Raw genomic sequence first — 20983 nt, forward strand, 5'->3', positions numbered from 1 at the left:
CGATGCTCCCGCACGGGCCTCCGGCCCTCACGGACGGGGCCCCGTCCCCACGGCCGCCCCATCCTCAAGAAGCTCACCCTCGACGACCTGGAACGTAGCTTCGGGCGGCGAATCTAGCCCGATCGGCGGCCTGCCACTCGCGCAAGCGCCCGTGGGGGGACACCCCCGCGCGGCTCCGCCGACCACCCCCCGATCGCATCGTGCCCCGCACGATGCTCCCGTTCGGGCCTTTGGCCCTTACGGATGGGGGCCCGTCCCCACGGCCGCCCCATCCTCAAGAAGCTCACCCTCGACGATCTGGAGCGGAGCTTCGGGCGGCGGCTGTAGCCGGTCCGCTCCCTGGGCCGGGGGCAGGGACGGCGGCGCGGCTCCGCTCGGCCACCAGGTCCACGCCGAGGCGCTTGGCGGTGGCGTAGAGGGCCGGGCGGGCCAGCCCCAGGGTCTCGGCGGCTTCGGCCACCCGGAACCCGCAGGCCTGGAGGGTCTCCAGCAGGAGCCGCCGCTGGAAGGCCTGGGTGGCCTCCTCCCAGCTCCGCGCCTGGACGGTCGGCGCGCTCAGTTCTGGCAGGTGCGCCGGCCTCAGCGTGCCTCCCTCGCAGCGGAGGAGGCCTCGCTCCAGCGCGTGCAGCAGCTCCCGCACGTTCCCCAGCCAGGGCAAGCGGGCCAGGGCCTGGGGCAGGCCGGGCGCCAGGGCGGGCACCGGCCGCCGGGCTGAGGCCGCCGCCTTCACCACCAGGCGGGGCAGCAGGAAGGCGAACTCGTGGCGCCGGGCCGAGAGGGGAGGCAGACGCAGCGTCGCGCCCTGGAGGCGGTAGAGCAGGTCGCGCCGGAAAGCGCCCGCAGTGGCCAGGGCGTCGATGTCCCGATGGGTGGCGGCGGCGAAGCGCACGTCCACGCGGATGATCTGGTCCGAGCCCACCCGCCGGATCTCGCGTTCCTGGAGCACCCGCAGCAGCAGGGACTGGAGGCGCGGCGACAAGTCCGCCACCTCATCCAGGAACAGGGTCCCGCCCCGGGCGGCCTCGATGGCGCCACGCCGATCGCGATCGGCGCCGGTGAAGGCGCCCTTCACGTGGCCGAAGAGCTCGGATTCCAGCAGGCCCTCGGCGAAGGCCGAGCAGTTCACGGCCACCAGGGGGCCCGAGCGGCCCGAGCGCCGGTGCAGCTCCCGGGCCGCCAGCTCCTTGCCCGTGCCCGTGGCCCCGAGGATCAGCACCGGCAGATCCGAGGTGGCCACGCGGTCCAGCTCCCGCAGCACCGAAGCCATGGGCTCGCTGCCATCCGTGAGCAGCAGGCCGCCATCCTCCGGGGCTTCCAAGGGCCGGACCTCCTGGAGCCGGGCCAGCCAGGGAGCCAGGAGCAGGGGTTCCACCGGGGTCGCGGGGGCGGTGTCCGGCGCCTGGGCGAGCAGGATGCCGCCCACGGGACAGTCGTCCCACAGCAGGGCATGGCCTCGCCAGACCCAGCTGTCCTGGCGGAAGGGGGCGAGACCGCCCTCCCGGGCCAGCCGGCCCAGGGCCCCCTCGGGAGGCGGGTCGCCGGCGCCCTGCGTGCGGACCTCCGCCCCGGTTCCCCAGACCAGCCATGTTGGCGTGGATCGCTGGGCCAGCCAGCGATCCAGTACGGCCGTGGCATCCTGGGCGGGCGCCGCCTCCGCCGGGGGCCAGAGGACCGCCAGGCGCTCCTGGTGGCGGGGCGCCTGGGCGCGATCGGCGATGGCCTGGAGGGCCAGCAGATGCTCGGCCTGACGGAGGTCCGGCCGCCGCTCCAGCACCTGCAGGCCCAGCTCCAGGCGCATGATCTGGGTGGGACAGCCTCGCCAGGCCGTCCAGAAGGCGCCCGGATCGCCCGTGCCCCGGAAGAGCCGGTGAGCCTCCCAGCTGAGGTGGGTCTCGGGATCCGCGTCCACCGGGGGCGGCTCCGTCAGCGGGCCCAGGGCGGCTTCCAGGAACCGGGCGTAGGGGTGGGTCCGGACCTGGGGCAAGGCCTCGCGGACCAAGTCCCAGCGCTCCCGATCCGCCCCGTGCAGGGCCAAGAGACCCCAGGCTGCCGGAACCTCGGGATGGACCTCCACCAGGCGGCGGATCCGCGCGAGGGCTGCGTCCGGATCGAGGTTCACGTCCGCGAGCTGGGCCTCCTCCAGGTCCTGCCATGGCTGGGGAAGCGGGCCGCGCAGGGCGGCCCAGCGGGCATGGGCCGGGAGGTCCGCCCACTTGAGGGCCAGGTGCGCCGCGTTGGAGGCGGCCCGCTCCGCCCAGCCCGTCGCCCCAAGCCGCAGGAAGTGGGCGTGGGCCAGGGTGAAGGCCCGCAGGGAGCCCTCCGGATCGCAGGCCCGGTCCGCCCGCAGGCCCTCGGCCATCCAGTGGAAGGGATCGGCGCAGGGATGGGCCGACGCGCCCCAGTCCGGGTAGCCCGGTGCCGCTGGGGCCGCCTCGCCGCCCCAGCGCATGCGGATCCGGTCCCAGGCGGGGTGGCCTGAAGGAGCAGGCGGCATGGGCCGCTGGAGCGCCTCGTGGATGTCCGCATCCAGGACGCCTCGCCAGCCCGCTGGTTGATCCTCGGTCAGTTCCAGGCGCAGGAAGGCCGCCAGGGATGCATCCGGAAGCCCGCCGCCGGATAGGCCTGTGGGCGCCAAGGGGTCGAGGCCCGACGGCGAGGCGCCCATGCCTCGAGCCCAGGCCCGCAGGCGGGGATCCAGCACACGCCGTCCCGAGGCGAGTTCCGCCAGCCAGGGCGCGCCATGGTGCGGGGCCAGCTCTTCGCAGGATCCGTCGAGGGCCAGGGGGCTGGCCAGGACCTGCAGGAGCGGCCAGGGTAGTGCCGGATCCAGGGCGCCTTCCGGCAGCAGGCGTCCCTCGGCGTCCTGGCTCCGGAGCAGGAATGTCCACCATTCCGGCGGCAGGGAGTGGAGGTCGGACGGCACCAGGATCTCCAGGAAGGGCGGGAGCACGAGGCGGCTGCCCTCTTCCACGGCCCCCAGGACCGCGATCCAGCGCAGGCGCTGGGACCGGTCGAGGAGGACCGATCCCGCCGCCATCCACGGACTGCCATCCCCCTCCAGCAGGGCTTCCCAGGCCCAGGCGGACAGTTCGCTCTCCCGGACGCCCCGCCGGTCCGCCGGCACGGCGGGGCTGCCGTGGCGCAGGAGGGCCACCCAGGCAGGATCGGGACGGGGGCCGAAGGCCGTGGGCGGCGCCGTCACCTGGGGACCGAAGGGGCGTCGGGCCTCCTGGGCGACCCGGGGCCAGCGCCCCTCGCGCCCCCCCAGCATCCAGGCCTGGGCGATGGCAGCCAGGGCCCAGGCCGGGTCTCCCCAGCGCCGTCCCCGGTCCAGGCCCCAGGGGGCCTTCCAATGGCCCAGCCAAGAGGCCTTCAGCACCCCAGCATCCCGCGCCAGACCTCCCAGAAGTCCGGGAAGGTCTTGGCCACGCAATGGGGATCCCGGACCTCGCCGCCGCAGCGCAGGCCGCCCACGGCGGCGGCGAAGGCCATGCGGTGGTCGTTCCGGGGGTCGAACGGGGCCCGGGGCCCGGGCCGCGGGCCGGGCTGGACGCGCAGGGTGTGGTCGCCGATCACCTCGGCCCCTCCGCCCAGCCAGCGCACCAGCTCAGCTGAGGCGTCCAAACGGTCGCACTCCTTGAGGGGCAGGGTGTGGAGGCCGCGCAGCTCGGAAGCGCCGGGCGCCAGGGCCGCCAGGGCCGCCAGCACGGGGCCCAGGTCAGGGCAGTCCGTGAGATCCGCGTCCAGTCCGCGCTGGAGGGGGCCTTCCAGCTCCAGGTCCTGGGGCCCGGTCCAGCGGGTGCGACAGCCTGCAGCCTGGAGGAGGGCCACCATGGCGCGGTCGCCCTGGGCGTCGTCGGGGTCCAGGGGCGCCAGGTGAAGGGTCCGGCCCGTGACCGCCGCGGCGGCCAGGAAGGCGGCGGCGCCGCTCCAGTCGCCGGGCAGATCGAGGTCTCGCGGGGTCAGGGCGCCGCCGGGGATGAGCCACCGGCCCTCCTCCAGGCGGGCTTCGCAGCCGAAGCGCCGGAGCCACTGGGTGGTGAGGGCCAGGTAGCTGGGGCTGGCCACCGCGGTCCAGCGCAGGGTGCCGCCGCCGGGCAGGGCCGCCGCGGTCAGGGCCAGACCCGTGAGGAACTGGCTGCTAAGGCGGGCGTCCACCTCCAGGTCCAGGCGCTCCGGGGTGTGCGGCGCGGGGCGCAGCCAGGCGCCCTTCGCATCGGGTTCCCAGGCAGCTCCCAGGGCTTCCAGGGGGGTCAGCAGGGGCCCCAGAGGACGCTCGAAGAGCCGCGGGTCGCCCTCCAGCCGCACGGGGCCCTCTGCCTTCAGGGCCAGCCAGGGCAGGAGGAAGCGCAGGGTGGTGCCGGAGGCGCCAAGCCAGAGGGGGGTGGAGGTCCGGGGACGGCCGCCTCCTTCGATGGTCCAGGTGCCGTCCTCCTCCCGGACGCCGAGCCCCAGATCCGCCAGGGCCCGCCGCATCCAGCGGGTGTCCTCGGCCTCCAGTCCCCCGCGGAACCGGCTGGTGCCCGGCGCCACCGCCGCGAGCAGTAGGGCCCGGTTGGTGACGGACTTCGATCCGGGCACCCGGACCGGGTGCAGCGCCGCTCCCCTGGGCAGGGAGGTGTCTTCAGGAAGTGACAGGAGCATATGGCAGGGTGCCGTGCCCGGCCCCCCGCCGCAAGCCCATCGAAGGCTGGATCAGCCGATGTTCTCGAAGATCGGCTTGGAGATGCGCTTGTTCGTCTCCTTGGTCCACTGGTAGGTGCCGTAGAAGTCGATGGTGCGCTTGTAGCGGAGGGTGATGGTGCAGGTGCCGGCTTCGCCGCTGCCGCTTTTGCCAACCCGGATGGCGTTCTTGTCCATCAGGACCTCAGGAATACCCAGCTCCTTGGCCTTGTCCCGGACCTCCCGCTCGATGGTCTCGATGGGCTTCTTGGCGGCGCTGCTGGCGATGAAGTCGCAGGCGTCCACCAGCTCGCTGTCGCTGTAGTAGACGGGGATGGCCTTGTAGCCGGCGGCGGCCAGGGTGCCGAACACGAGCAGGGAGACGATGCAGCCGATCTTGCCTTCGCCGCGCTGACGCTTCATGGGTTCCTCCAAGCTACTTCAGGTCTTCAAGGGCCTGCCGGGCCAGGGGGGCGACGAGGGGGCCATCGGGGCCGAGCAGGGTTGCCTGAGGATACTTCAGTGCCTGCCGGAATGCCTGCGTTGCTTCGGCCTGGTAGGCGCTGCCCAGGCGGAGGAAGCATCGGCCCGTGTGGTAGTCGAGGGTGCCCTGGCTCACGCCGCTCGTGGTGCCGAGCCGGGCATCCCGCAGCTGTTCGATGGCTTTGTCGTACCGGCGGAAGTGCATGAGGCCCAGGCCGAGGTTCATCCGGATGAGGTTCGCTTCGTCTGCCTTGGCGCCCGCCTTCACCCCTGCGTAATCCAGCCGCAGGCGGGCCAGGATGGCCGGGTAGCAGAGGGCCGGGGAACCCAGGGGAAGCTCCAGGGCCTCCTCCTGGACCGGAAGGCTCACGGGGGAACCCCCCTGGCTGAGAGTCACGGTCCCTTTCGCGGCCGCCAGCACTTGACGCAGAGCTTGGACCGAGGCCACGGGTTTGCCGTTGGCCAGGGTGAGGGCCCTGCCGACCTGGATGCCGGCTTTCTGGTCGGCCTCGGAGGCGGACAGGACCCATGGCCCCGGCTCTCCGGGGAGGTCGAGGAGGGCCAGGCCCAGACCGGGCTCATGCAGGGGGGGCATGGCGTTGAGACGGGCCACCAGGGGGCCCAGGGGATCCTCCTCCAGAGGCTTCACCAGCAGCCGCTCCTCCTCGCCCTCGAGGGTCGCGATTCGAAGCTCCACCTGATGGACCACCTTCCCCGGCATCGGGGCGGCGGAGAGGATGAGCTCGGCCTCCCGCGAGGCCTTCACCCGCGCCAGGGCCTCCTGGGGCGTCTCGCCAGGGTGGGCGGGCAGATAGGCCACCTGCTGCAGGCGGTCGCCGAGGCCCTCCAGCAGCGACAGGAGCCGGGCCCGGCCGGTGAATTCCAGCTCCCCCTCCAGGCCCAGGAAGGCGAGGCGCGGCTTCGGCCGGGCCTCCACCGCGAGGGCCTTGCCCTCTTCCACGGTGATGCGCCGGAAGAAGCCGCCGGCCGGGAAGCGGACGAGCAGATCATAGGGGCCCGAGCAGACCGGCAGCTGCGTCACGGGCAGGGCGCCCTGGCTCTGGCCGGAGAGGAAGAGCTCGCCCCCGGGCCAGTCAGAATGGACGGACAGGGTGCCCTTGGAGGGGTCCAGGCGGATGGGCTCCAGGGTGTGGTCCGCGAAGGGTGTGGCCAGGTCCGCCTGCATCTCGAGCACCTTGGTCCGGTGGCAGGGGGCGCGAAGCTCCAGCTGGTGCTTGCCCGGGGCCAGCTCGCCGATGATGAAGGGTTCGGAGACATCCTCCGGGCGCAGGCCCAGGGGCATCACCAGGGGGGCGGCGTCGGGGCCCGCCTGGCCCTTGGCGTGGCCGAGGCTGTGGCCGTCCAGCAGGACCTCTGCGCCGCTCGGCCGCACGTACAGGGCCACGGTGGAGGAGATGCGCGTGAGCTTGAAGTCCGCGGTCTTGGCGTCTCCGGAGACGAGGTCGAGGATCAGGTCGACGGGCGCGTAGCCCGGGCGGCTGTAGGTCAGCTTGTGCGAGCCGAAGGGAAGGAAGCGGCGGGCTTGGGGAGATCCCGGACGGCCATCCACGGACAGGGTCCCCCCTTCGGGTGCGTAGCTGAACCGTACGGGAGCGTAGTTCTCCGCCCTCAGGCGGTCGAAGAGGGCCACCAGGCGCTGGGAGGTGAGGGTCCGGTCCACCTCGAAGTCCGGGTTCAGGTCGATGAGCGCCTGGAGGCGCGCCTGGGCCCGGGGCTTGGTCTGGGGGCTGCGGTCATCCAGCACCGCCAGCCAGTTGTAGCTTTCGCAGAGCACCTGGGCCCAGGTGGGATCGAGGACGGCGGCCTTGGGCGACAGGGCCCCGACCACCTGCTCGAAGCGGGTGCTCGCGCCCTCGCGATCCCCCTGGGTAGCCCAGAGGGCCTTGGCCTGGAGGAAGGTGTCCTTGAGGGCCGCGTCCTGGGCGCCGAGGCCCAGGTTCAGCAGGAAGACGAAGGGGAGGAGTCGGTGCAGGCGCATGTCAGTTCAACCGGTACAGGAGGTCGTTGCGGCGGTCGCAGAGGATGAGGCCGCCGGAGCGGTCCAGGGCGAGCGACGTGATGCGGCCGCTGATGCCCAGGCTCTTGAAGGTGGCCTGGCGAAGCACCGCGCCATGGGGATCGAGGACCAGAACGCCTTCCCCGAAGTCCCCTCCATCCACCAGGACCGCCACCTGCCCTGCCCCGTCCGAGGCCAGGGCGACCACGTACCGGAAGGGGGCCGGAAGGTCCTTGCCGTAGGGAACCACCACGCGGGGCTGACCGTCGGCATCCAGGAAGAGCAGCTTGCGATCCGCGTCCGAGGCGATGGCCATGCCGCCCGTGGGCAGGGCCGCCAGGGCGTTGGCGGTGGGGGAGGCCACGGTGCGGGAGGTGCCATCCTGGTTGAAGACGGTCAGGGCCGGGGTTTTCGCATCCGCCACCCAGAGCGCCCCCCAGTGGTCCAGGGCGGCCCCGCTGAGGGCACCCAGGTTGTTCAGCGGCATGGGGGCCGCCTGCTCCCGCGCGAGGCCGGCCTTGGAGAGAAGCCAGGCCTCGCCGGCGGGCGAGACGACCATGGCCTTGGCTCCGGCTGCGGAGGGACCGGTGGGGGTCAGCTCACCGCCGTGGAGCCGGAAGGCACGATCCAGGTCGCTCTGGTAGATCAGGAGATCCCCGTCCGGCGCCGTGGCTAGGAGGATTGGCGTCCGCAGCCACTTCACGCGCCCCGCGGGCCAGGAGCCTTCGTTGGTGAGGGGAGGTTTCTGGAGCCGGTGCTTCACCCGTACGGCCATGCGCCAGGCGGCTTCCTCCGCCTCGGGCGTGTGGGGGGCGAGGGTCCGCAGCCGCTGGAGCATCCGGAGGCAGCCCGGAAGATCGTCCAGGAGGTCCATGGTCTCGGCGGCCTCCAGCATGGCCCGGGGCGCCACGGCGGCATCGGGATGGAGGCGGAAGGCCTCCACGAAGAGCTGGAGGGCGCGGCCCCACTGCCCCTGGTCCCGCCAGGCGCGGCCCAGCCGGAACCGGGCCTCGGGCACGGCCGGGGACTCCGGGAAGAGGTCGATGACGCGGTTGAACTCCGCCATGGCGTCCTTGAGCTCCGCCGGGCGCCGGGCCTGCCGGGCGAGCAGGGTCCCCCTCAGCAGCAGGCCTTCCGCGGCTTCAGGGGTTCGGATGTGGTCGGCCTTGAGCCGGTCCAGGAAGGGCATGGCGGCCTCGGGCTTGTGGTTCACCTCCACCTGGAGCCTGGCCAGCCCCAGGAGGGCGCGAGGGGCGAACGCGCTCCCGGGGGCGGACTGGAGCAGCTGGCCCCAGGTGTCCGCCGCCTCCTGGTAGGCCTTGGCTGCGTAGGCGCGTTCGCCGCTCTGGTACAGGCGTTCAGCCAGGTCGGCCTCCTGGGCGCGCCCGGTCACCTGGACCAGGACCGGCAGGGCGCAGAACAGGGCGACCGGGACGCGGGACCAGACGCGGGACCAGGGGGGTGCGGGCAGCATGGAAGCCTCGGGACAGAGGAAAAGCATAGCCGCGACCCGCGGTCCGGTCCGGGCCAACCGGTGGCGCCGTTGGGGCGCCGTTGGGGCCCCGGCGGCCCCGAGGAGGTGCTAGCGTCTTGGGTATGCGTGCCGTGATCTTCGCCTTCCTGGCCGTTTGCGTCCAAGCTCAGCCGCCGGCCTTCCTGGCCCAGCTCCCTCCGGCAGCCCAGGCCGAGGCCCAGGACATCATCGATCGGGCCGACTTCATCTTCGAGACCCAGACCCAGCCCAAGCATGTGCGGCTGGCGAGCATGGAGAAGCTCTTCGACCATCCCCGGCTGGCCTCGGCCATGTGGCGCCACTGCCAGTTCGTGCCGGCCTTTTATGCCTTCATCCATCCCGACGGATCCTGGAGCATCGACGACGCGCACGGGCTGAAGGGCACGCTCCGCCTCGTGTACCAGCGGCCTGGGCACCGGGTCTACCTGGTGGAGGGCGTGGCCGAGAAGGGCCGACTCAAGACCCCCTTCGCCGTGAAGGCGAAGATGCTCACCTCGTACCGCTACTGGGAGGGGAAGCACGGCTTCGAGACCCACCTCCAGACCTGGACGGCCCTGGATTCCGCCCTGCTGGGGGCCATCGCCCGGCCCTTCCGGGGCTACATCAAACACCGGCAGGATGAGTTCATCGCCTACATCAACGGGAACGTGGCCACCTTCGGCGAGTTCGCCGACCTGAGCCCCCAGGACTTCCACGGCCCCCTCAAGCGGGACGGCGATGCCATCGCCCTCCGCGAGTTCGAGACCCTGTTCCTGAGGAAGTGATGGGGGTTCCCTTCACGGACGCGATCCGAGCGCCCTTTTGGGCCCCTATTCGAGCATTGGTCAGGCCCTCCGAGGCGTTCAGCGAGCCACCGCCGCCCCTGGGCCGGGCCCTGGTCCGGATGCTGGCCGTGTGGGTGCCGCTGTCCCTGGCCAACACCGGCCTGACGGTCTGGCGGACGCTCGAATCCTATGCCCAGCTTCGACAGAAGGCCCCGCCAGCCTGGCTGGAGCATGCCCTGGGCGCCGATCCGGACGTGTGGCGGGAGCTGCTCCGATCCCTTCCGCCCTCTCCAGCCTTCGAGCGCATCTGGCCCTGGCTGCTGCTGATCGTGCCCCTGGGCGTGCTGGGGACCTGGATCCATGACGCCGTCTGGGACCACGCGGGGTTGTGGCTGGTGGGAGGGCTGAAGGCGAAGCGCGGCTTCCGGGCCACCCTGGTGGCCGAGGCCGAGGCCCTGCGCATCACGGCCCTGGGTACGCTGATCGGCCTGCTGGGCTTCGTGCCCGTCCTGGGCACGCTGCTGGCCTTTCCGCTGCTGCTCCTGGACGGCTACCTGTGGCTCTTCCGCGGCTTCGCCCTGGGGGCCAGGCATGGCTGCGGGGCCTGGCGGGGGATGGCCGCCACCGTGGTCCATGCGGTCCTGCTTGGGGCCTGCGCGCTCGGCCTGGCGGGGCTCCTGCTGGCGATGCTGCGGGTGGCCACGTGAGGCGGGTGCCCTGGATCGCCCTGGCCGCCCTGGGCCTGGGGCTGGGTGTCCGGCTGGCGGGCTTTCTGGTCCCCTGGGCCGAGCTGCTTCCCGGCTGCGCCTTCAAGCGGGTCACGGGGGTCGCCTGCGCCACCTGCGGGCTGACGCGCGGAACCTTGGCTCTGGGGCAGGGTCAGTGGGGGGCGGCCCTCCATTGGTACCCGGCCCTGGCGATCCTCGCCGCCGCGGCGCCCGTGGCGGTTCTTTGGGACCTCCGCCGGGCCTGGCGGGGCGATCCCTACCCGCCTCTGCCGGACTCCCGGGGCCTCCGGCTCGGGGCCTGGCTTCTGCTGGCCGGGATCTGGGCGCTCCAGGCGGCCAGGGGGATCTAGGGGCCCGGGTTTTGCCATGGCCACTCAGTGCGGTCATGCTGTCAGCACGCATTGCCGGAGTCCCATCATGTTCCAGAAACTCCTGGATCGGCTCATCGAACAGGTGCCCGAGGCCTTGGCCGCGACCTTCAACGATCGCGACGGGGATCCCATCTGCTCCCGCACCATCCAGGTCTCCAACGAGGGGCTGCAGCTTCTCGGGGCCTACCAGCACGTGGTGAAGCGGCACCTGCAGCAGGCGGTGGAGGAGTTCGACCGCGGCGAGGTGAAGCAGGTGGCCTTCGCCACGGAACAGCACTGGATCCTCATGATGGGCGCCAAGGAGCAGTGCACGCTGGTGCTGGTGATGCAACGGGACGGCCTTCTGGGCCGGGCCCGGTTCTACATGGAGAAGGCCGTCGAGGCCCTGAACGTCGAACTGTAGGGAGCCTGGATGGAACGCTTCATGGGTCTGGCCGGAATCGTGGCCTTTGTGGCCATTGCGTACGCGCTGTCGCACAAGCGCAGCGCCATCCACTGGCGGACCATCGCCTGGGGCCTCACGCTCCAGTGGGTCTTCGCCCTGATCGTCCTCAAGGGCTCCGCCATCGCGGGGCTGCTGTCCTTCCTGCCCTTCCCGAAGGGAGCCGGCTGGGTGGTGCTGCTGCTGATGTTCACGCCCCTGCTGCTCCGGCGGTTCGCCTCGTACGAGAACAGGCCCCTCAATTGGGGCCTGTTCGGCGTCATCGTCCTGGGACTGCTCCGGGGCAACCTGGTGGGCTCCACCTTCGACAAGATGCGCGTGGTGGTCGAGCACCTCATGGCCTACGCCCACGAGGGCGCCAGCTTCGTTTTCGGGTCCCTGTCCGACGGCCCCGGCGGCAAGGTGGGCATGGTGTTCGCCTTCGCGGTGCTGCCCACCATCATCTTCGTGGCCTCCATCTTCGCGGTGCTCTACTACATCGGCGTCATGCAGTGGGTGGTGGGCGCGGCGGCCCGGGCCATGGGGCGCTTCCTCAAGGTCTCCGGCGCCGAGAGCGTGAGCGTGGCCGCCAGCATCCTCATGGGCCAGACCGAGGCGCCCCTCACCATCCGGCCCTTCCTGGCGCGCATGACCCGCAGCGAGCTCATGGTGATCATGACGGCGGGCATGGCCCACGTGTCCGGCAGCATCATGGTGGCCTACGTGCAGGTGGCCCACGTGGACATCGTGCACCTGCTCACGGCGGTGATCATGACGGCGCCCGGGGCGGTGATGATGGCCAAGCTGCTGGAGCCCGAGACCGAGGCCCCCGAGACCGCCGGCGAGGTCAAGGTGGACATCCCCACCCACGATGCCAATGTGCTGGACGCCGCGGCCCGGGGCGCCTTCGAGGGCGGGCAGCTGGCCTTCAATGTGGCCGTCATGCTGATCGCCTTCATCGCCCTCATCTATCTGATCAACGGGCTGATGAAGGCCATCCATCCCGGGTTCAGTCTGGAGATGGTGCTGGGCGCGGTGTTCAAGCCCTTCGCCTACCTCATGGGCGTGCCCTGGATCGAGGCCGGCCAGGTGGGGTCCCTCCTGGGTAAGCGCATGGTGGTCAACGAGTTCGTGGCCTTCCTGGACCTGGGCGCCATGACCAACCTCTCCGCCAAGGCGAGGCTGATTTCGACCTTCGCCCTCTGCGGCTTCGCCAACTTCAGCAGCATCGCCATCCAGGTGGGGGGCATCGGGGCCCTGGTGCCCGAGCGCCGGGGCGATCTGGCCCGCCTGGGCCTGCGGGCCATGCTGGCTGGCACCCTGGCCAACTTCCTGAGCGCCTGCATCGCGGGGATCTTGACCTAGAAAAAAACAGTACGAAAAAATCGATATTCCAACAGCCGTTATCCAGGGATAGAGTGGAGGGGCTGGAGGTGGTTTGGATGGCCCGTTTCAGGACCCTGGTGTTCTCGTGCGCCCTTGCTTCGCTGTCGCTCGCGGCCGGGGACTATGACGCCCTCGTCGGGACCATGGGAAAAGCCTGGCCCCAGGTGAAGACCCTCGCGGTGGTCTGCGACGCGGCAGGCAGCAAGAAGGCCGTCGCGGCCCTGACCGCGGCCGGGGACGGCTTCAAGGTCCTGGTCGTGGATGTCAAGGGACCCCAGGACGTGGGCCGGGCGGTCGCCGCCCTGTCGGGCCGGAAGCCGGATGCGGTCGTGCTCCTGGCGGGGGACCATGTGGCGGGGGACGGCACGTCCGTGGCCAGCTTCATCATCCAGCGCATGGCGATCCAGAAGATCCCCACCGTGGCCACGACCGAGGCGGCCGTGAAGCAAGGGGCCGTCCTGGCCATCGGGCCCGGGACTGGGGGCCGGCTGCTGGCCAACGTCAAGGTCGCCAACGTGGTGGGCGTGTCGGTGCCTCCGGCCGCGACCACCTTCTGACGTCCTGGCTGGACACCGACGGAAAGGGGCTGCCCGGCAGCCCCTTTCCGTTGGCACCGATCAGTGGACGTGCGCCAGGTCCTCGGCTCCGTCCCTCGGCGGCTCGATTCCGCGCCAGCCGGCCTTCCAGGCCAGGTTCAGCAGAAGGCCCAGGGTGATGTAGGCGGCGAAGAAGCCCACGAAGAACCGCTGCTGAAGAAGGATCATCAGCGCGAAGATCAGCACGATGGTGAAGCTGGTCAGCATGGCGGCACGAGGACTGCCGGCGCGCTTCTTGAAGCTGGGGAAGCGGATCGTGGAGACCATCAGGAGGCCGACCAGGAACAGCCCTGCGGCGAACGCATAGGCCTGGAGGGCCACCGCCGGGGGCGTGGGCCTCCAGATGATCACGGAGGCCACGCAGGCCGCTCCGGCGGGGATGGGAAGGCCCACGAAGTAGCGGGGATCCACAGCGCCCACCTGCACGTTGAAGCGTGCCAGGCGCAGGGCGCCGCAGGCCGTGAAGACGAAGCAGGCCGCCCAGCCCACGGCCCGCAGGTGAGAATCCTGGATGCCCAGGTGGAAGAAACCATACCGGTAGGCGAGGATGGCCGGGGCCATGCCGAAGCTGACCACGTCCGCCAGGCTGTCCAGCTGCACGCCGAACTCCGTGGCCGTGTTGGTGGCCCGGGCCACCCGGCCGTCCAGGCCATCGAAGACCCCCGCCAGCACCAGCAGGCCCGCGGCCCAGAGGAAATAGCGCTCGGGGGTGGCGCCGGCGGCGTTGATGGACATGACCACGCTGGAGAAGCCGCAGAAGATGGAGGCCATGGTGATGCTGGAGGGCAGCACGAACATGGACCGGCGCATGGCGCGCTTCCGGCGGTCGCGGCGTTCCTCTGGGCTCAAGCGGGGTCGCATGGGGCCATTTTCACACATCCCGGCGGCTCCCGAGCGCGCCGAGTGGGGAGGGTATCCTGTCACCCTTCGGAGGCGCGGGTGAAGCAGGTGGTGGTGATTGGCGGAGGACACGCAGGCATAGAAGCTGCGCACATCGCCGCCCGGCTGGGCCTGGCCACGACGCTTCTCACCATGAACCTGGACCAGATCGGCCAGATGAGCTGCAACCCCAGCATCGGCGGGGTGGGCAAGGGCCACATGGTGCGCGAGCTGGACGCCCTGGGCGGCGCCATGGGCCGCCTCATCGACGCCACGGGCATCCACTTCCGCATCCTCAACGAGAGCCGGGGCGTGGCCGTGCGCGGCCCCCGGGCCCAGGCGGACAAGGTGAAGTACCGCATCGCCGCCCGCCACCTGCTGGAGCACACGCCGAACCTGCGCCTCCGCCAGGGCATCGCCGCCGCCCTCCTCTGGTCCGAAGGCACCCGGGGCCTCCGCGGGGTGGAGCTGCTGGACGGTTCCGTGCTGCCCTGCGACGCCGTGGTGGTCACCAGCGGCACCTTCCTCAACGGGCGCATCCTCATCGGCGAGCGCCGCATCGAGGCGGGCCGGGCCGGGGAACCCGCCAGCACGCATCTGGCGGAGCAGATGCGAAGCCTGGGGCTGCGTCACCGGCGCCTGAAGACCGGCACCAGTCCGCGGTTGGCCCGGGCCAGCATCGACTTCGCGCGGCTGGAGGTCCAGCCCGGCGACGACCCGCCACGGCCCTTCAGCTTCTTCAGCCCGGGGATCCCCCAGCCCCAGGTGCCTTGCCACATCGTGCACACGACCCCGGAGACCGAGGCCATCGTGCGGGAGAACCTGCCGAAGTCGAGCCTCTACGGCGGGCACATCGAAGGCGTCGGGCCCCGGTACTGCCCCTCCATCGAGGACAAGTTCGTGAAGTTCCCGGACAAGGGGCGTCACCAGATCTTCGTGGAGCCCGAGAGCCTGGAGACCGAGGAGATCTACCTGGCGGGCCTCTCCACCTCCATGCCGCCGGACGTGCAGCTCCGCATGGTGCGGAGCCTCTCGGGCTTCGAAGCCGCCGAGATCCTGCGTCCCGGCTATGCCATCGAGTACGACAGCTTCGATCCCCTGCAGCTTCGACGGGACCTCTCCGTGACGGGCCTGGAGGGCGTCTGGTTCGCCGGTCAGATCAACGGCACCACTGGCTACGAGGAGGCGGCCGGTCAGGGCCTGCTGGCGGGCATCAACGCCGCGCGCTGGCTGGAAGGCAGGGAACCGGTGGTGCTCGGCCGGGACCAGGCCTACCTGGGCGTGATGATCGATGACCTTGTCACCAAGGGCACGGACGAACCCTACCGCATGCTCACGGCCCGGGCCGAGCATCGCTTGGGCTTGGCCTGCGACCTGGCGGACGCCCGCCTTCTCGCCGTCGCCCGGGACCTGGGGGCCCTCCAGCCCGGGGAACTGGCCCTGGTGGAGGCCAAGGTGGCGCGGCGGGAGCGGCTGCGCGCCCAGTGCGAGGCCGCCTGGGTGACCCAGACCAGCCCCTTCGGGCCCGTGGCCACGTCCGCCGGGCTGCGGTTGGAGGCCGGGCTGTCCCTGTCGGACCTACTCCGCCGGCAGCAGATGGGGCCCGAGCAGGCCGAAGCCTGCCTGGCCCTGCTGGACGGGTGGGCCGATCCGGAGCCCGGGTGGGATCCGGCCCGGGAGCGGGACCTGCTGCTCTTCGAGCTGCGCTACGCCCCCTACCGCGAACGGGAGGCCCGCCTCCTGGAAGGCCACCGGGCCTGGGACCACGTGAGGATCCCCGCGGACTTCCGCATCGAGCACCTGCACGGCCTGTCAAAGGAAGTCCTGGAGAAGCTGACCTTGCACCGACCTGAGACCCTGGGGCAGGCCAGCCGGATCCCCGGCATCACCCCGGCCGCCGTGACCCTGCTGCACCTGCATATCCATCGTTCCACGCGCATATAGTTTTTTGTGATTTTATCCTTGATCTTCCATGTAACTGGAAGCTTAGACTGGGGGTGTTCGTCTTCGGGAGGGTCCCATGTCGACCGTCGTTGACCTCCACCCAGCACCTGCTCCGGCGTTTGCTGCGCCACGCATGCTGAAGATCGGCCAGCTTGCCGCCCGTTCGGGCCTGACGGCCAGGAACCTGCGCTTCTATGCCGATGCCGGGGTCTTCGGGGAGCTGCCCCGGTCCCCGAAGGGCTACCGCCTGTTCCCCCCCCAGGCCGTCCAGTGGGTGCGCATCCTGAAGGCCTCCCAGGCCGCGGGATTCACCCTGGACGAGGTGCAGGAGCTCCTCCGGGCCCTGCGGCAGGACAGCGCGCCCTGCGCCCACGTGCGCGACGCGCTCGGCGGCAAGCTCAGGGCCCTCGAAAGCAAGCTGGCCGAGATCCAGCTGCTGGTCGAGATCCTGCGCGTCACCCTGGGCACCCCCGACGGACAGAGCAGCGATCTCGGCTGCAACCTGATGGAAACCTTGCTCGCCGAAGCCAAGCGCCTGCCCGCCCTCACGGAGCTGCGGGCCTGAACCCCCGGGAGAACCCATGAACATCCAGACCTATCGTGTGACCGGCATGACCTGCGGCGGCTGTGTCCGTCACGTGGACAAGGCGTTGCGGGCCATGCCCGGCGTCACGGACGTGGTGGTGGACCTTTCCAAAAGCTCCGCCACCGTGAGCGGCACCGCGACTTTCGAGGCTCTGGCCGCGGCGGTGGCCGAGGCCGGCTACCAGATGTCAAAGCAGGCCTAGGCCACCTCTGGAAGGCTTATGAGCGTCGAGACCTACACCGTCACGGGCATGACCTGTGCGTCCTGCGTGCGGCATGTGGAAAAGGCCCTGGCCACCACGCCCGGCGTCCGGACCGCCTCCGTCAACTTGGCCACCGCCACCGCCACGGTGGAAGGCGAGGCCAGCTTCGAGATCCTGGCGGCGCAGGTCGAGGATGCGGGTTATGGCCTGGGCCGGCCCCAGGCCGACCAGGTCGTCGCGCAGGCAGACGACGATCCGGCGCCCGCCCGGAACCGGATGCTCGTGGCCCTCATCCTCACGGCCCCGCTCCTGCTCGCCATGGTCCCCGGCCTGGGGCTCCACCTGCCGGGCTGGCTCCAGGCGGTCCTCTCGGCGCCCGTGGTCTTCTGGGCGGGCTGGGGCTTCTTCGTCCGGGCGGGACGCCAGGTGCGGCATGGCCAAGCCTCCATGGACACGCTCATCGCCCTGGGCTCGGGCGTCGCCTGGCTGTTCGCCGTGGCGGAATGGCTGAATGGCGTCCACCACCTCAGCTTCGAGACGGCGGCCGCCCTGGTGGCCTTCCTGCTGACGGGCAAGTACCTGGAGGCCCGCGCCAAGGCCAAGGCCACGGACGCGCTGAAGGAGCTGTTGGCCCTCGCGCCGCCCACGGCCCTGCGCCTCGGCGCCGATGGCTCTGTGGTGGAGGTCCCGGTGGGGGACCTGCATCCCGGCGACCGGGTGCGGGTGCTTCCGGGTCACGCGGTGCCGGCCGATGGCCGCGTGATCGCCGGCCAGGCGGAGGTGGATGAATCCATGCTCACCGGCGAGCCCCTTCCCGTGCCCAAGGGGGTTGGTGAAGGCCTGGTGGCGGGGACCGTGGTGCACGGTTCCATGCTCGAGATGGAGATCCAGGCGGTGGGGGCCCAGACCCAGCTGGCCCGCATGGCCGCGCTGGTGGCGCAGGCGCAAGGCTCCAAGGCCCCGGCCCAGGATCTGGCGGACCGCATCAGCGCCGTCTTCGTGCCCGCCATCCTGGTCCTCGCCCTGCTGACCTTGGCGGGGTGGTGGATGGCCACTGGGGCTCTGGCTCACGCTTGGCGACCGGCCGTCACACTCCTGGTGATCGCCTGCCCCTGCGCCCTCGGCCTCGCCACGCCGGTGGCAGTCATGGTGGGCCTGGGTTCCGCGGCGCGAAAGGGTGTGCTGGTGCGGGACGCCGCCGCCCTCGAGGCCCTGGGGCAGGCCACGGACCTGGCCTTCGACAAGACCGGGACCATCACGGAAGGGCGGCCCCGGCTGCGCCGGATCGTGGGGACCTCGGGCATGGCCGAGCCGGACCTGCTGCGGCTCGCGGCGAGCCTGGAGCGGGATTCCGAGCACCCCATCGCCCGGGGCCTGGTCCTGGCCCATGGGACTCATGGCGGCGCCTTGAAGGAGGTATCCGCCTTCCGGGCCCACCCCGGTGGGGGCGTCAGCGGCGAGATCGAAGGAACGGCTTGGCGGCTGGGCAGCGCCGCGTTCCTCGGGGTGACCTTCCCCACCGTGGATGAGGATGGAATCGCCGTGGGCCTGGCGGACGGCTCGGGCCTGAAGGGCGTGTTCATCCTGGGGGACCGGCTCCGGAGCGAGAGCCCCGCGGTGGTCGGACAGCTGAGGCAGCAGGGTCTGCGCCTCCATCTGTTCACCGGAGATCGTCCCGAGCCGGCTGCCCGCATGGCGGAGGCCGCCGGCATTTCCTCCGTGTCCGCAGGCCTGCGCCCCGAGGACAAGCTCATCCGCATCCGGGACCTCCAGACCCGTGGCGCGGTGGTCGGCTTCGTGGGTGACGGTGTGAATGATGCGCCGGCCCTCGCCCAGGCGGACTGCGGCATCGCCATGGGCTCGGGCGCGGGCGAGCAGGGCACGGGCGCGGCCATGGCGGCGGCTCCCCTGGTGCTGCTGCGGCCGGGGCTCGATCCCATCCTGGCCGCGCGGCGACTCGCCCTGCGGACCCACCGGGTGATCCGCCAGAACCTCGGCTGGGCCTTCGGCTACAACCTGGTGCTGGTGCCCCTGGCCGCCTCCGGCCAGCTGGAGCGGTTCGGCGGACCCATGCTGGCGGGGTTGGCCATGGGCCTCAGCTCCCTCACCGTGGTCTTGAACGCCCTGCGCCTGCGGCGGTAGAACAGCTAGAGGCGCTTCGCCAGCTCCTTGAGGTAGGCGGCGAAGTCATCCCGCAGATCCTCCCGCTTGAGGGCGAACTCCACGTTGGCCTTCAGGTAGTCGAGCTTGTTCCCGGTATCGAAGCGTTGCGCGGGGATGGGGGCGGCCACCAGGCGGCCTTCCTTGGCCAGGAGGGCCAGGGCGTCCGTGAGCTGGTACTCGCCGCCGACTCCGGGCTTGAGGGCGGCCAGGTGATCGAACACGCGGGGCTCCAGCACATAGCGGCCCACCACGGCCCACCGGCTGGGCGCATCCTCGGGCTTCGGCTTTTCGACAATCGATGTCACATCCCAGACGGATTCGCGGTTGCGGGGAGCGCTGACGATGCCGTAGCGCGAGACGTGGTCCTCCGGAACCTCCTGGACGCCCACCACCGACTTCCCGGTGGCGTGATAGGCCGAGATTAGGGCCTCCAGGGCGGAATCGCGCTCGTCGAAGACATCGTCGCCCAGGAGCAGCGCGAAGGGCTCATCGCCGACCGCATGGCGGGCGCAGAGCACCGCGTGGCCGAGGCCCAGCGGCTCGCCTTGGCGCACATAGGCGAACTGCGCGAGGTGGGTGATGTCCCGCACGATATCGAGGTCTTCCTGCTTCCCGCGCCGGCGCAGGGTGTCCTCGAGCTCGTAGGCGACGTCGAAATGGTTCTCGATGGCGCCCTTGCCGCGCCCGGTCACCAGCACGATGCTCTCCACCCCGGCACGGATGGCTTCCTCCACCACGTACTGGATCACGGGCGTGTCGACCAGCGGCAGCATCTCCTTGGGCTGGGCCTTCGTGGCGGGCAGGAAGCGCGTGCCCAGGCCGGCCACGGGAATAACGGCTTTTCGGAGGGTTCGCATAGGGGCTCCGTGGATCATGATGGCCTAAGATGGCTGCGATGGGAGGATCCCGGATGGACCCGAAGACGTTGTGGAGGCAGATGGTTGGACATCCCATGTCGGGATGGCGGTCCGTGGAGGGCCCGGCCCTGCCGACGTCCATGGGGCCTGGCCGCCTGCTCTGGTGCGGGATCGGAGGCTCCGTGCTGCCGGCGGACGCGCTCATCCAGGCCCTGGCGGATTCGCCGTTCCGCCTCCGCTGGGAGCCCCTGACCTCGCCCGAACCCAATGGCCTGCGCCTGGAGCCCGAGGATCAGCTGGTGTTCGCCTCCAAGAGTGGGCGCACGCTGGAGCTCTGGAGCTGGATCGGGAGATTGCGCGCCCAGGAGGGGTGGGGCCGCTGGCACCAAGCGCCCATTGCTATCACCCAGGACGATGAGAACCCGCTCGCCCAGTTGGCTCGAGCCGAAGGGTGGACGCTGCTGCCGATTCCTGTGGAGGTGGGCGGGCGCTACTCGGCCTTCACGCCCATCGGGACGCTTCCGCTGCATTGGGCCGGTCGGGATGCCGGGCACTTCCTCGCCGGCGCCCGCGAGGCGCTGGCGCAGACGGAGCAGGGACGGGGCCCTTGGGGTGAGCGCGTGTGGGACATGGTCGGGACGCTGACCAAGGGTTATCTGAGCGGCACGGATCAGTGGGTGATGATGCCCTACGCCACGCGCCTGGAGACCGTGGGCGGATGGTGGGTGCAGTTGATCGCGGAGAGTCTCGGCAAGCAGGCGAAGGACGGTAGCCGGCGAGGCTTCACGCCCATCCGCGCCGTGGGCCCCCAGGACCAGCATGCCCAACTGCAGCGCTGGCTCGACGGTCCGCGCAATGTCGGCGTAGTGATGGTCACCGTCGGTTCCGGGAAGGCGGTGGAGCCTTCCGATCTACCGGTTCAGTGCCCCTTCCCGGGACTGGATCGCCGGGGCGGCGCGGAGGTGGTCCGCGCCCAGGCGGAAGGAACCCGCGAGGCCCTCGAAGACGCGGGTGTGCCGGTCATCCACTGGCACTTGGAGACGCTTGACGAGGCATCCCTGGGTGCCTTCCTCATGGCCTGGCAGTTGGTGGTGGGACTCTGCGGCGCGGCGTTGGAAGTGGATCCCTTCGACCAGCCCGCGGTGGAATCGGGGAAGCGGCGGACCCTCCTGAAACTGGGGATTTCCTAGGCGCCACCTGGGGATTTCCCCAGAGATGCAACATTGGCGCGCCCCTTCTGAAAAATTTCCGCTTGCGCCGAAGCGCTCCCCTGGTAATCTAAACGTCCTGCGCAGTTGAGGCTGCGGGGTGCCGGGAAGGGCTGGAAGGTTCTTCTGGACCGTGTGGAAACGCGGTGGGCGTCTTTGAAAACCGGATAGAAGATAGGAAGCCTTTGAGGGTTCCGCGGGAC

At 71.0% G+C, this 20983-nt stretch carries 18 protein-coding genes; 11 read left to right on the forward strand and 7 right to left on the reverse strand.

Going from position 1 to position 20983, the window contains the following annotated elements; all coding sequences use genetic code 11:
- Positions 1-283 precede the first annotated feature (283 nt).
- From MLE64_RS15890 to bamD, 5 genes are read right to left on the reverse strand one after another with little or no spacing between them, the layout of a single operon-like run.
- Complete coding sequence (locus MLE64_RS15890) at positions 284-3379, reverse strand: sigma 54-interacting transcriptional regulator (protein WP_341482296.1); 3096 nt, start codon at positions 3377-3379, stop codon at positions 284-286.
- Positions 3373-4644 (reverse strand): 3-phosphoshikimate 1-carboxyvinyltransferase, encoded by a 1272-nt coding sequence (gene aroA / locus MLE64_RS14800; protein ID WP_243318872.1) that lies wholly within the window; start codon positions 4642-4644, stop codon positions 3373-3375. The genes MLE64_RS15890 and aroA overlap by 7 nt, the downstream gene beginning before the upstream one ends.
- A 51-nt stretch (positions 4645-4695) precedes the next feature.
- Entirely contained in the window at positions 4696-5085 is a 390-nt protein-coding gene (locus MLE64_RS14805) for a hypothetical protein (protein ID WP_243318873.1), read from the reverse strand.
- A gap of 13 nt (positions 5086-5098) precedes the next feature.
- Positions 5099-7144 (reverse strand): hypothetical protein, encoded by a 2046-nt coding sequence (locus MLE64_RS14810; protein WP_243318875.1) that lies wholly within the window; start codon positions 7142-7144, stop codon positions 5099-5101.
- Between the two features lies 1 nt (position 7145).
- On the reverse strand, positions 7146-8636 hold the full coding sequence (bamD, locus tag MLE64_RS14815; RefSeq protein WP_243318877.1) for an outer membrane protein assembly factor BamD: 1491 nt from the start codon (positions 8634-8636) through the stop codon (positions 7146-7148).
- A 116-nt stretch (positions 8637-8752) separates the two neighbouring features.
- Here bamD and MLE64_RS14820 point away from each other — a divergent pair, with 116 nt between their 5' ends.
- The 6 genes from MLE64_RS14820 (at position 8753) to MLE64_RS14845 (ending at position 12902) form a co-directional block, all read left to right on the forward strand.
- Complete coding sequence (locus MLE64_RS14820) at positions 8753-9439, forward strand: hypothetical protein (RefSeq protein WP_243318878.1); 687 nt, start codon at positions 8753-8755, stop codon at positions 9437-9439.
- Between the two features lie 56 nt (positions 9440-9495).
- The gene (locus tag MLE64_RS14825) at positions 9496-10146 is read left to right on the forward strand and encodes a hypothetical protein (protein ID WP_243318880.1); all 651 of its coding nucleotides are present in this window, start codon (positions 9496-9498) and stop codon (positions 10144-10146) included.
- Positions 10147-10151: 5 nt separating this feature from the next.
- Positions 10152-10517 carry a DUF2752 domain-containing protein gene (locus tag MLE64_RS14830; RefSeq protein WP_243318882.1) on the forward strand — a complete coding sequence of 122 codons (366 nt, stop codon included), beginning with the start codon at positions 10152-10154 and terminating at the stop codon, positions 10515-10517.
- A 67-nt stretch (positions 10518-10584) separates the two neighbouring features.
- Entirely contained in the window at positions 10585-10941 is a 357-nt protein-coding gene (locus tag MLE64_RS14835; RefSeq protein WP_243318884.1) for a roadblock/LC7 domain-containing protein, read from the forward strand.
- A gap of 9 nt (positions 10942-10950) precedes the next feature.
- Positions 10951-12324: a NupC/NupG family nucleoside CNT transporter gene (locus MLE64_RS14840; protein WP_243318886.1), complete on the forward strand. Its 1374-nt coding sequence runs from the start codon at positions 10951-10953 to the stop codon at positions 12322-12324.
- Between the two features lie 77 nt (positions 12325-12401).
- Positions 12402-12902 carry a type 1 periplasmic-binding domain-containing protein gene (locus MLE64_RS14845; protein WP_243318889.1) on the forward strand — a complete coding sequence of 167 codons (501 nt, stop codon included), beginning with the start codon at positions 12402-12404 and terminating at the stop codon, positions 12900-12902.
- Positions 12903-12962: 60 nt separating this feature from the next.
- On the opposite strand, the gene pssA is transcribed toward MLE64_RS14845, so the two are convergent.
- Positions 12963-13751, reverse strand: coding sequence for a CDP-diacylglycerol--serine O-phosphatidyltransferase (pssA, locus tag MLE64_RS14850; RefSeq protein WP_243318891.1), 789 nt, complete (start codon positions 13749-13751; stop codon positions 12963-12965).
- A 129-nt stretch (positions 13752-13880) separates the two neighbouring features.
- Between pssA and mnmG the strand changes: the two genes are divergently transcribed.
- The 4 genes from mnmG to MLE64_RS14870 all read left to right on the forward strand — a co-directional run bounded on the left by mnmG (position 13881) and on the right by MLE64_RS14870 (position 18694).
- Entirely contained in the window at positions 13881-15764 is a 1884-nt protein-coding gene (gene mnmG / locus MLE64_RS14855) for a tRNA uridine-5-carboxymethylaminomethyl(34) synthesis enzyme MnmG (protein ID WP_243318893.1), read from the forward strand.
- A 76-nt stretch (positions 15765-15840) separates the two neighbouring features.
- Positions 15841-16329 carry a MerR family transcriptional regulator gene (locus MLE64_RS14860; RefSeq protein ID WP_243318895.1) on the forward strand — a complete coding sequence of 163 codons (489 nt, stop codon included), beginning with the start codon at positions 15841-15843 and terminating at the stop codon, positions 16327-16329.
- A gap of 16 nt (positions 16330-16345) precedes the next feature.
- A complete protein-coding gene (locus MLE64_RS14865; protein ID WP_243318897.1) occupies positions 16346-16552 on the forward strand; it encodes a heavy-metal-associated domain-containing protein in 207 nt (68 codons plus the stop codon).
- An 18-nt stretch (positions 16553-16570) separates the two neighbouring features.
- On the forward strand, positions 16571-18694 hold the full coding sequence (locus tag MLE64_RS14870) for a heavy metal translocating P-type ATPase (protein WP_243318900.1): 2124 nt from the start codon (positions 16571-16573) through the stop codon (positions 18692-18694).
- Positions 18695-18699: 5 nt separating this feature from the next.
- Here the strand turns inward: MLE64_RS14870 and galU are convergent, their stop codons facing one another.
- Complete coding sequence (galU, locus tag MLE64_RS14875; RefSeq protein WP_243318902.1) at positions 18700-19572, reverse strand: UTP--glucose-1-phosphate uridylyltransferase GalU; 873 nt, start codon at positions 19570-19572, stop codon at positions 18700-18702.
- Between the two features lie 95 nt (positions 19573-19667).
- Between galU and MLE64_RS14880 the strand changes: the two genes are divergently transcribed.
- Positions 19668-20762, forward strand: coding sequence for a hypothetical protein (locus tag MLE64_RS14880; protein ID WP_243318903.1), 1095 nt, complete (start codon positions 19668-19670; stop codon positions 20760-20762).
- Positions 20763-20983 lie beyond the last annotated feature (221 nt).

This window comes from Geothrix paludis (genome assembly GCF_022808815.1).
In the GTDB taxonomy this organism is placed as follows: domain Bacteria; phylum Acidobacteriota; class Holophagae; order Holophagales; family Holophagaceae; genus Geothrix; species Geothrix paludis.

Coding starts and splice junctions, on each gene's coding strand:
- MLE64_RS14810 (WP_243318875.1), bottom strand. CDS start 7,144: ATGCGCCTGCACCGACTCCTCCCCTTCGTCTTCCTGCTGAACCTGGGC.
- MLE64_RS14805 (WP_243318873.1), bottom strand. CDS start 5,085: ATGAAGCGTCAGCGCGGCGAAGGCAAGATCGGCTGCATCGTCTCCCTG.
- MLE64_RS14860 (WP_243318895.1), top strand. CDS start 15,841: ATGTCGACCGTCGTTGACCTCCACCCAGCACCTGCTCCGGCGTTTGCT.
- aroA (WP_243318872.1), bottom strand. CDS start 4,644: ATGCTCCTGTCACTTCCTGAAGACACCTCCCTGCCCAGGGGAGCGGCG.
- MLE64_RS14865 (WP_243318897.1), top strand. CDS start 16,346: ATGAACATCCAGACCTATCGTGTGACCGGCATGACCTGCGGCGGCTGT.
- MLE64_RS14880 (WP_243318903.1), top strand. CDS start 19,668: ATGTCGGGATGGCGGTCCGTGGAGGGCCCGGCCCTGCCGACGTCCATG.
- MLE64_RS14870 (WP_243318900.1), top strand. CDS start 16,571: ATGAGCGTCGAGACCTACACCGTCACGGGCATGACCTGTGCGTCCTGC.
- bamD (WP_243318877.1), bottom strand. CDS start 8,636: ATGCTGCCCGCACCCCCCTGGTCCCGCGTCTGGTCCCGCGTCCCGGTC.
- MLE64_RS14845 (WP_243318889.1), top strand. CDS start 12,402: ATGGCCCGTTTCAGGACCCTGGTGTTCTCGTGCGCCCTTGCTTCGCTG.
- galU (WP_243318902.1), bottom strand. CDS start 19,572: ATGCGAACCCTCCGAAAAGCCGTTATTCCCGTGGCCGGCCTGGGCACG.
- MLE64_RS14840 (WP_243318886.1), top strand. CDS start 10,951: ATGGAACGCTTCATGGGTCTGGCCGGAATCGTGGCCTTTGTGGCCATT.
- pssA (WP_243318891.1), bottom strand. CDS start 13,751: ATGCGCCGGTCCATGTTCGTGCTGCCCTCCAGCATCACCATGGCCTCC.
- MLE64_RS14835 (WP_243318884.1), top strand. CDS start 10,585: ATGTTCCAGAAACTCCTGGATCGGCTCATCGAACAGGTGCCCGAGGCC.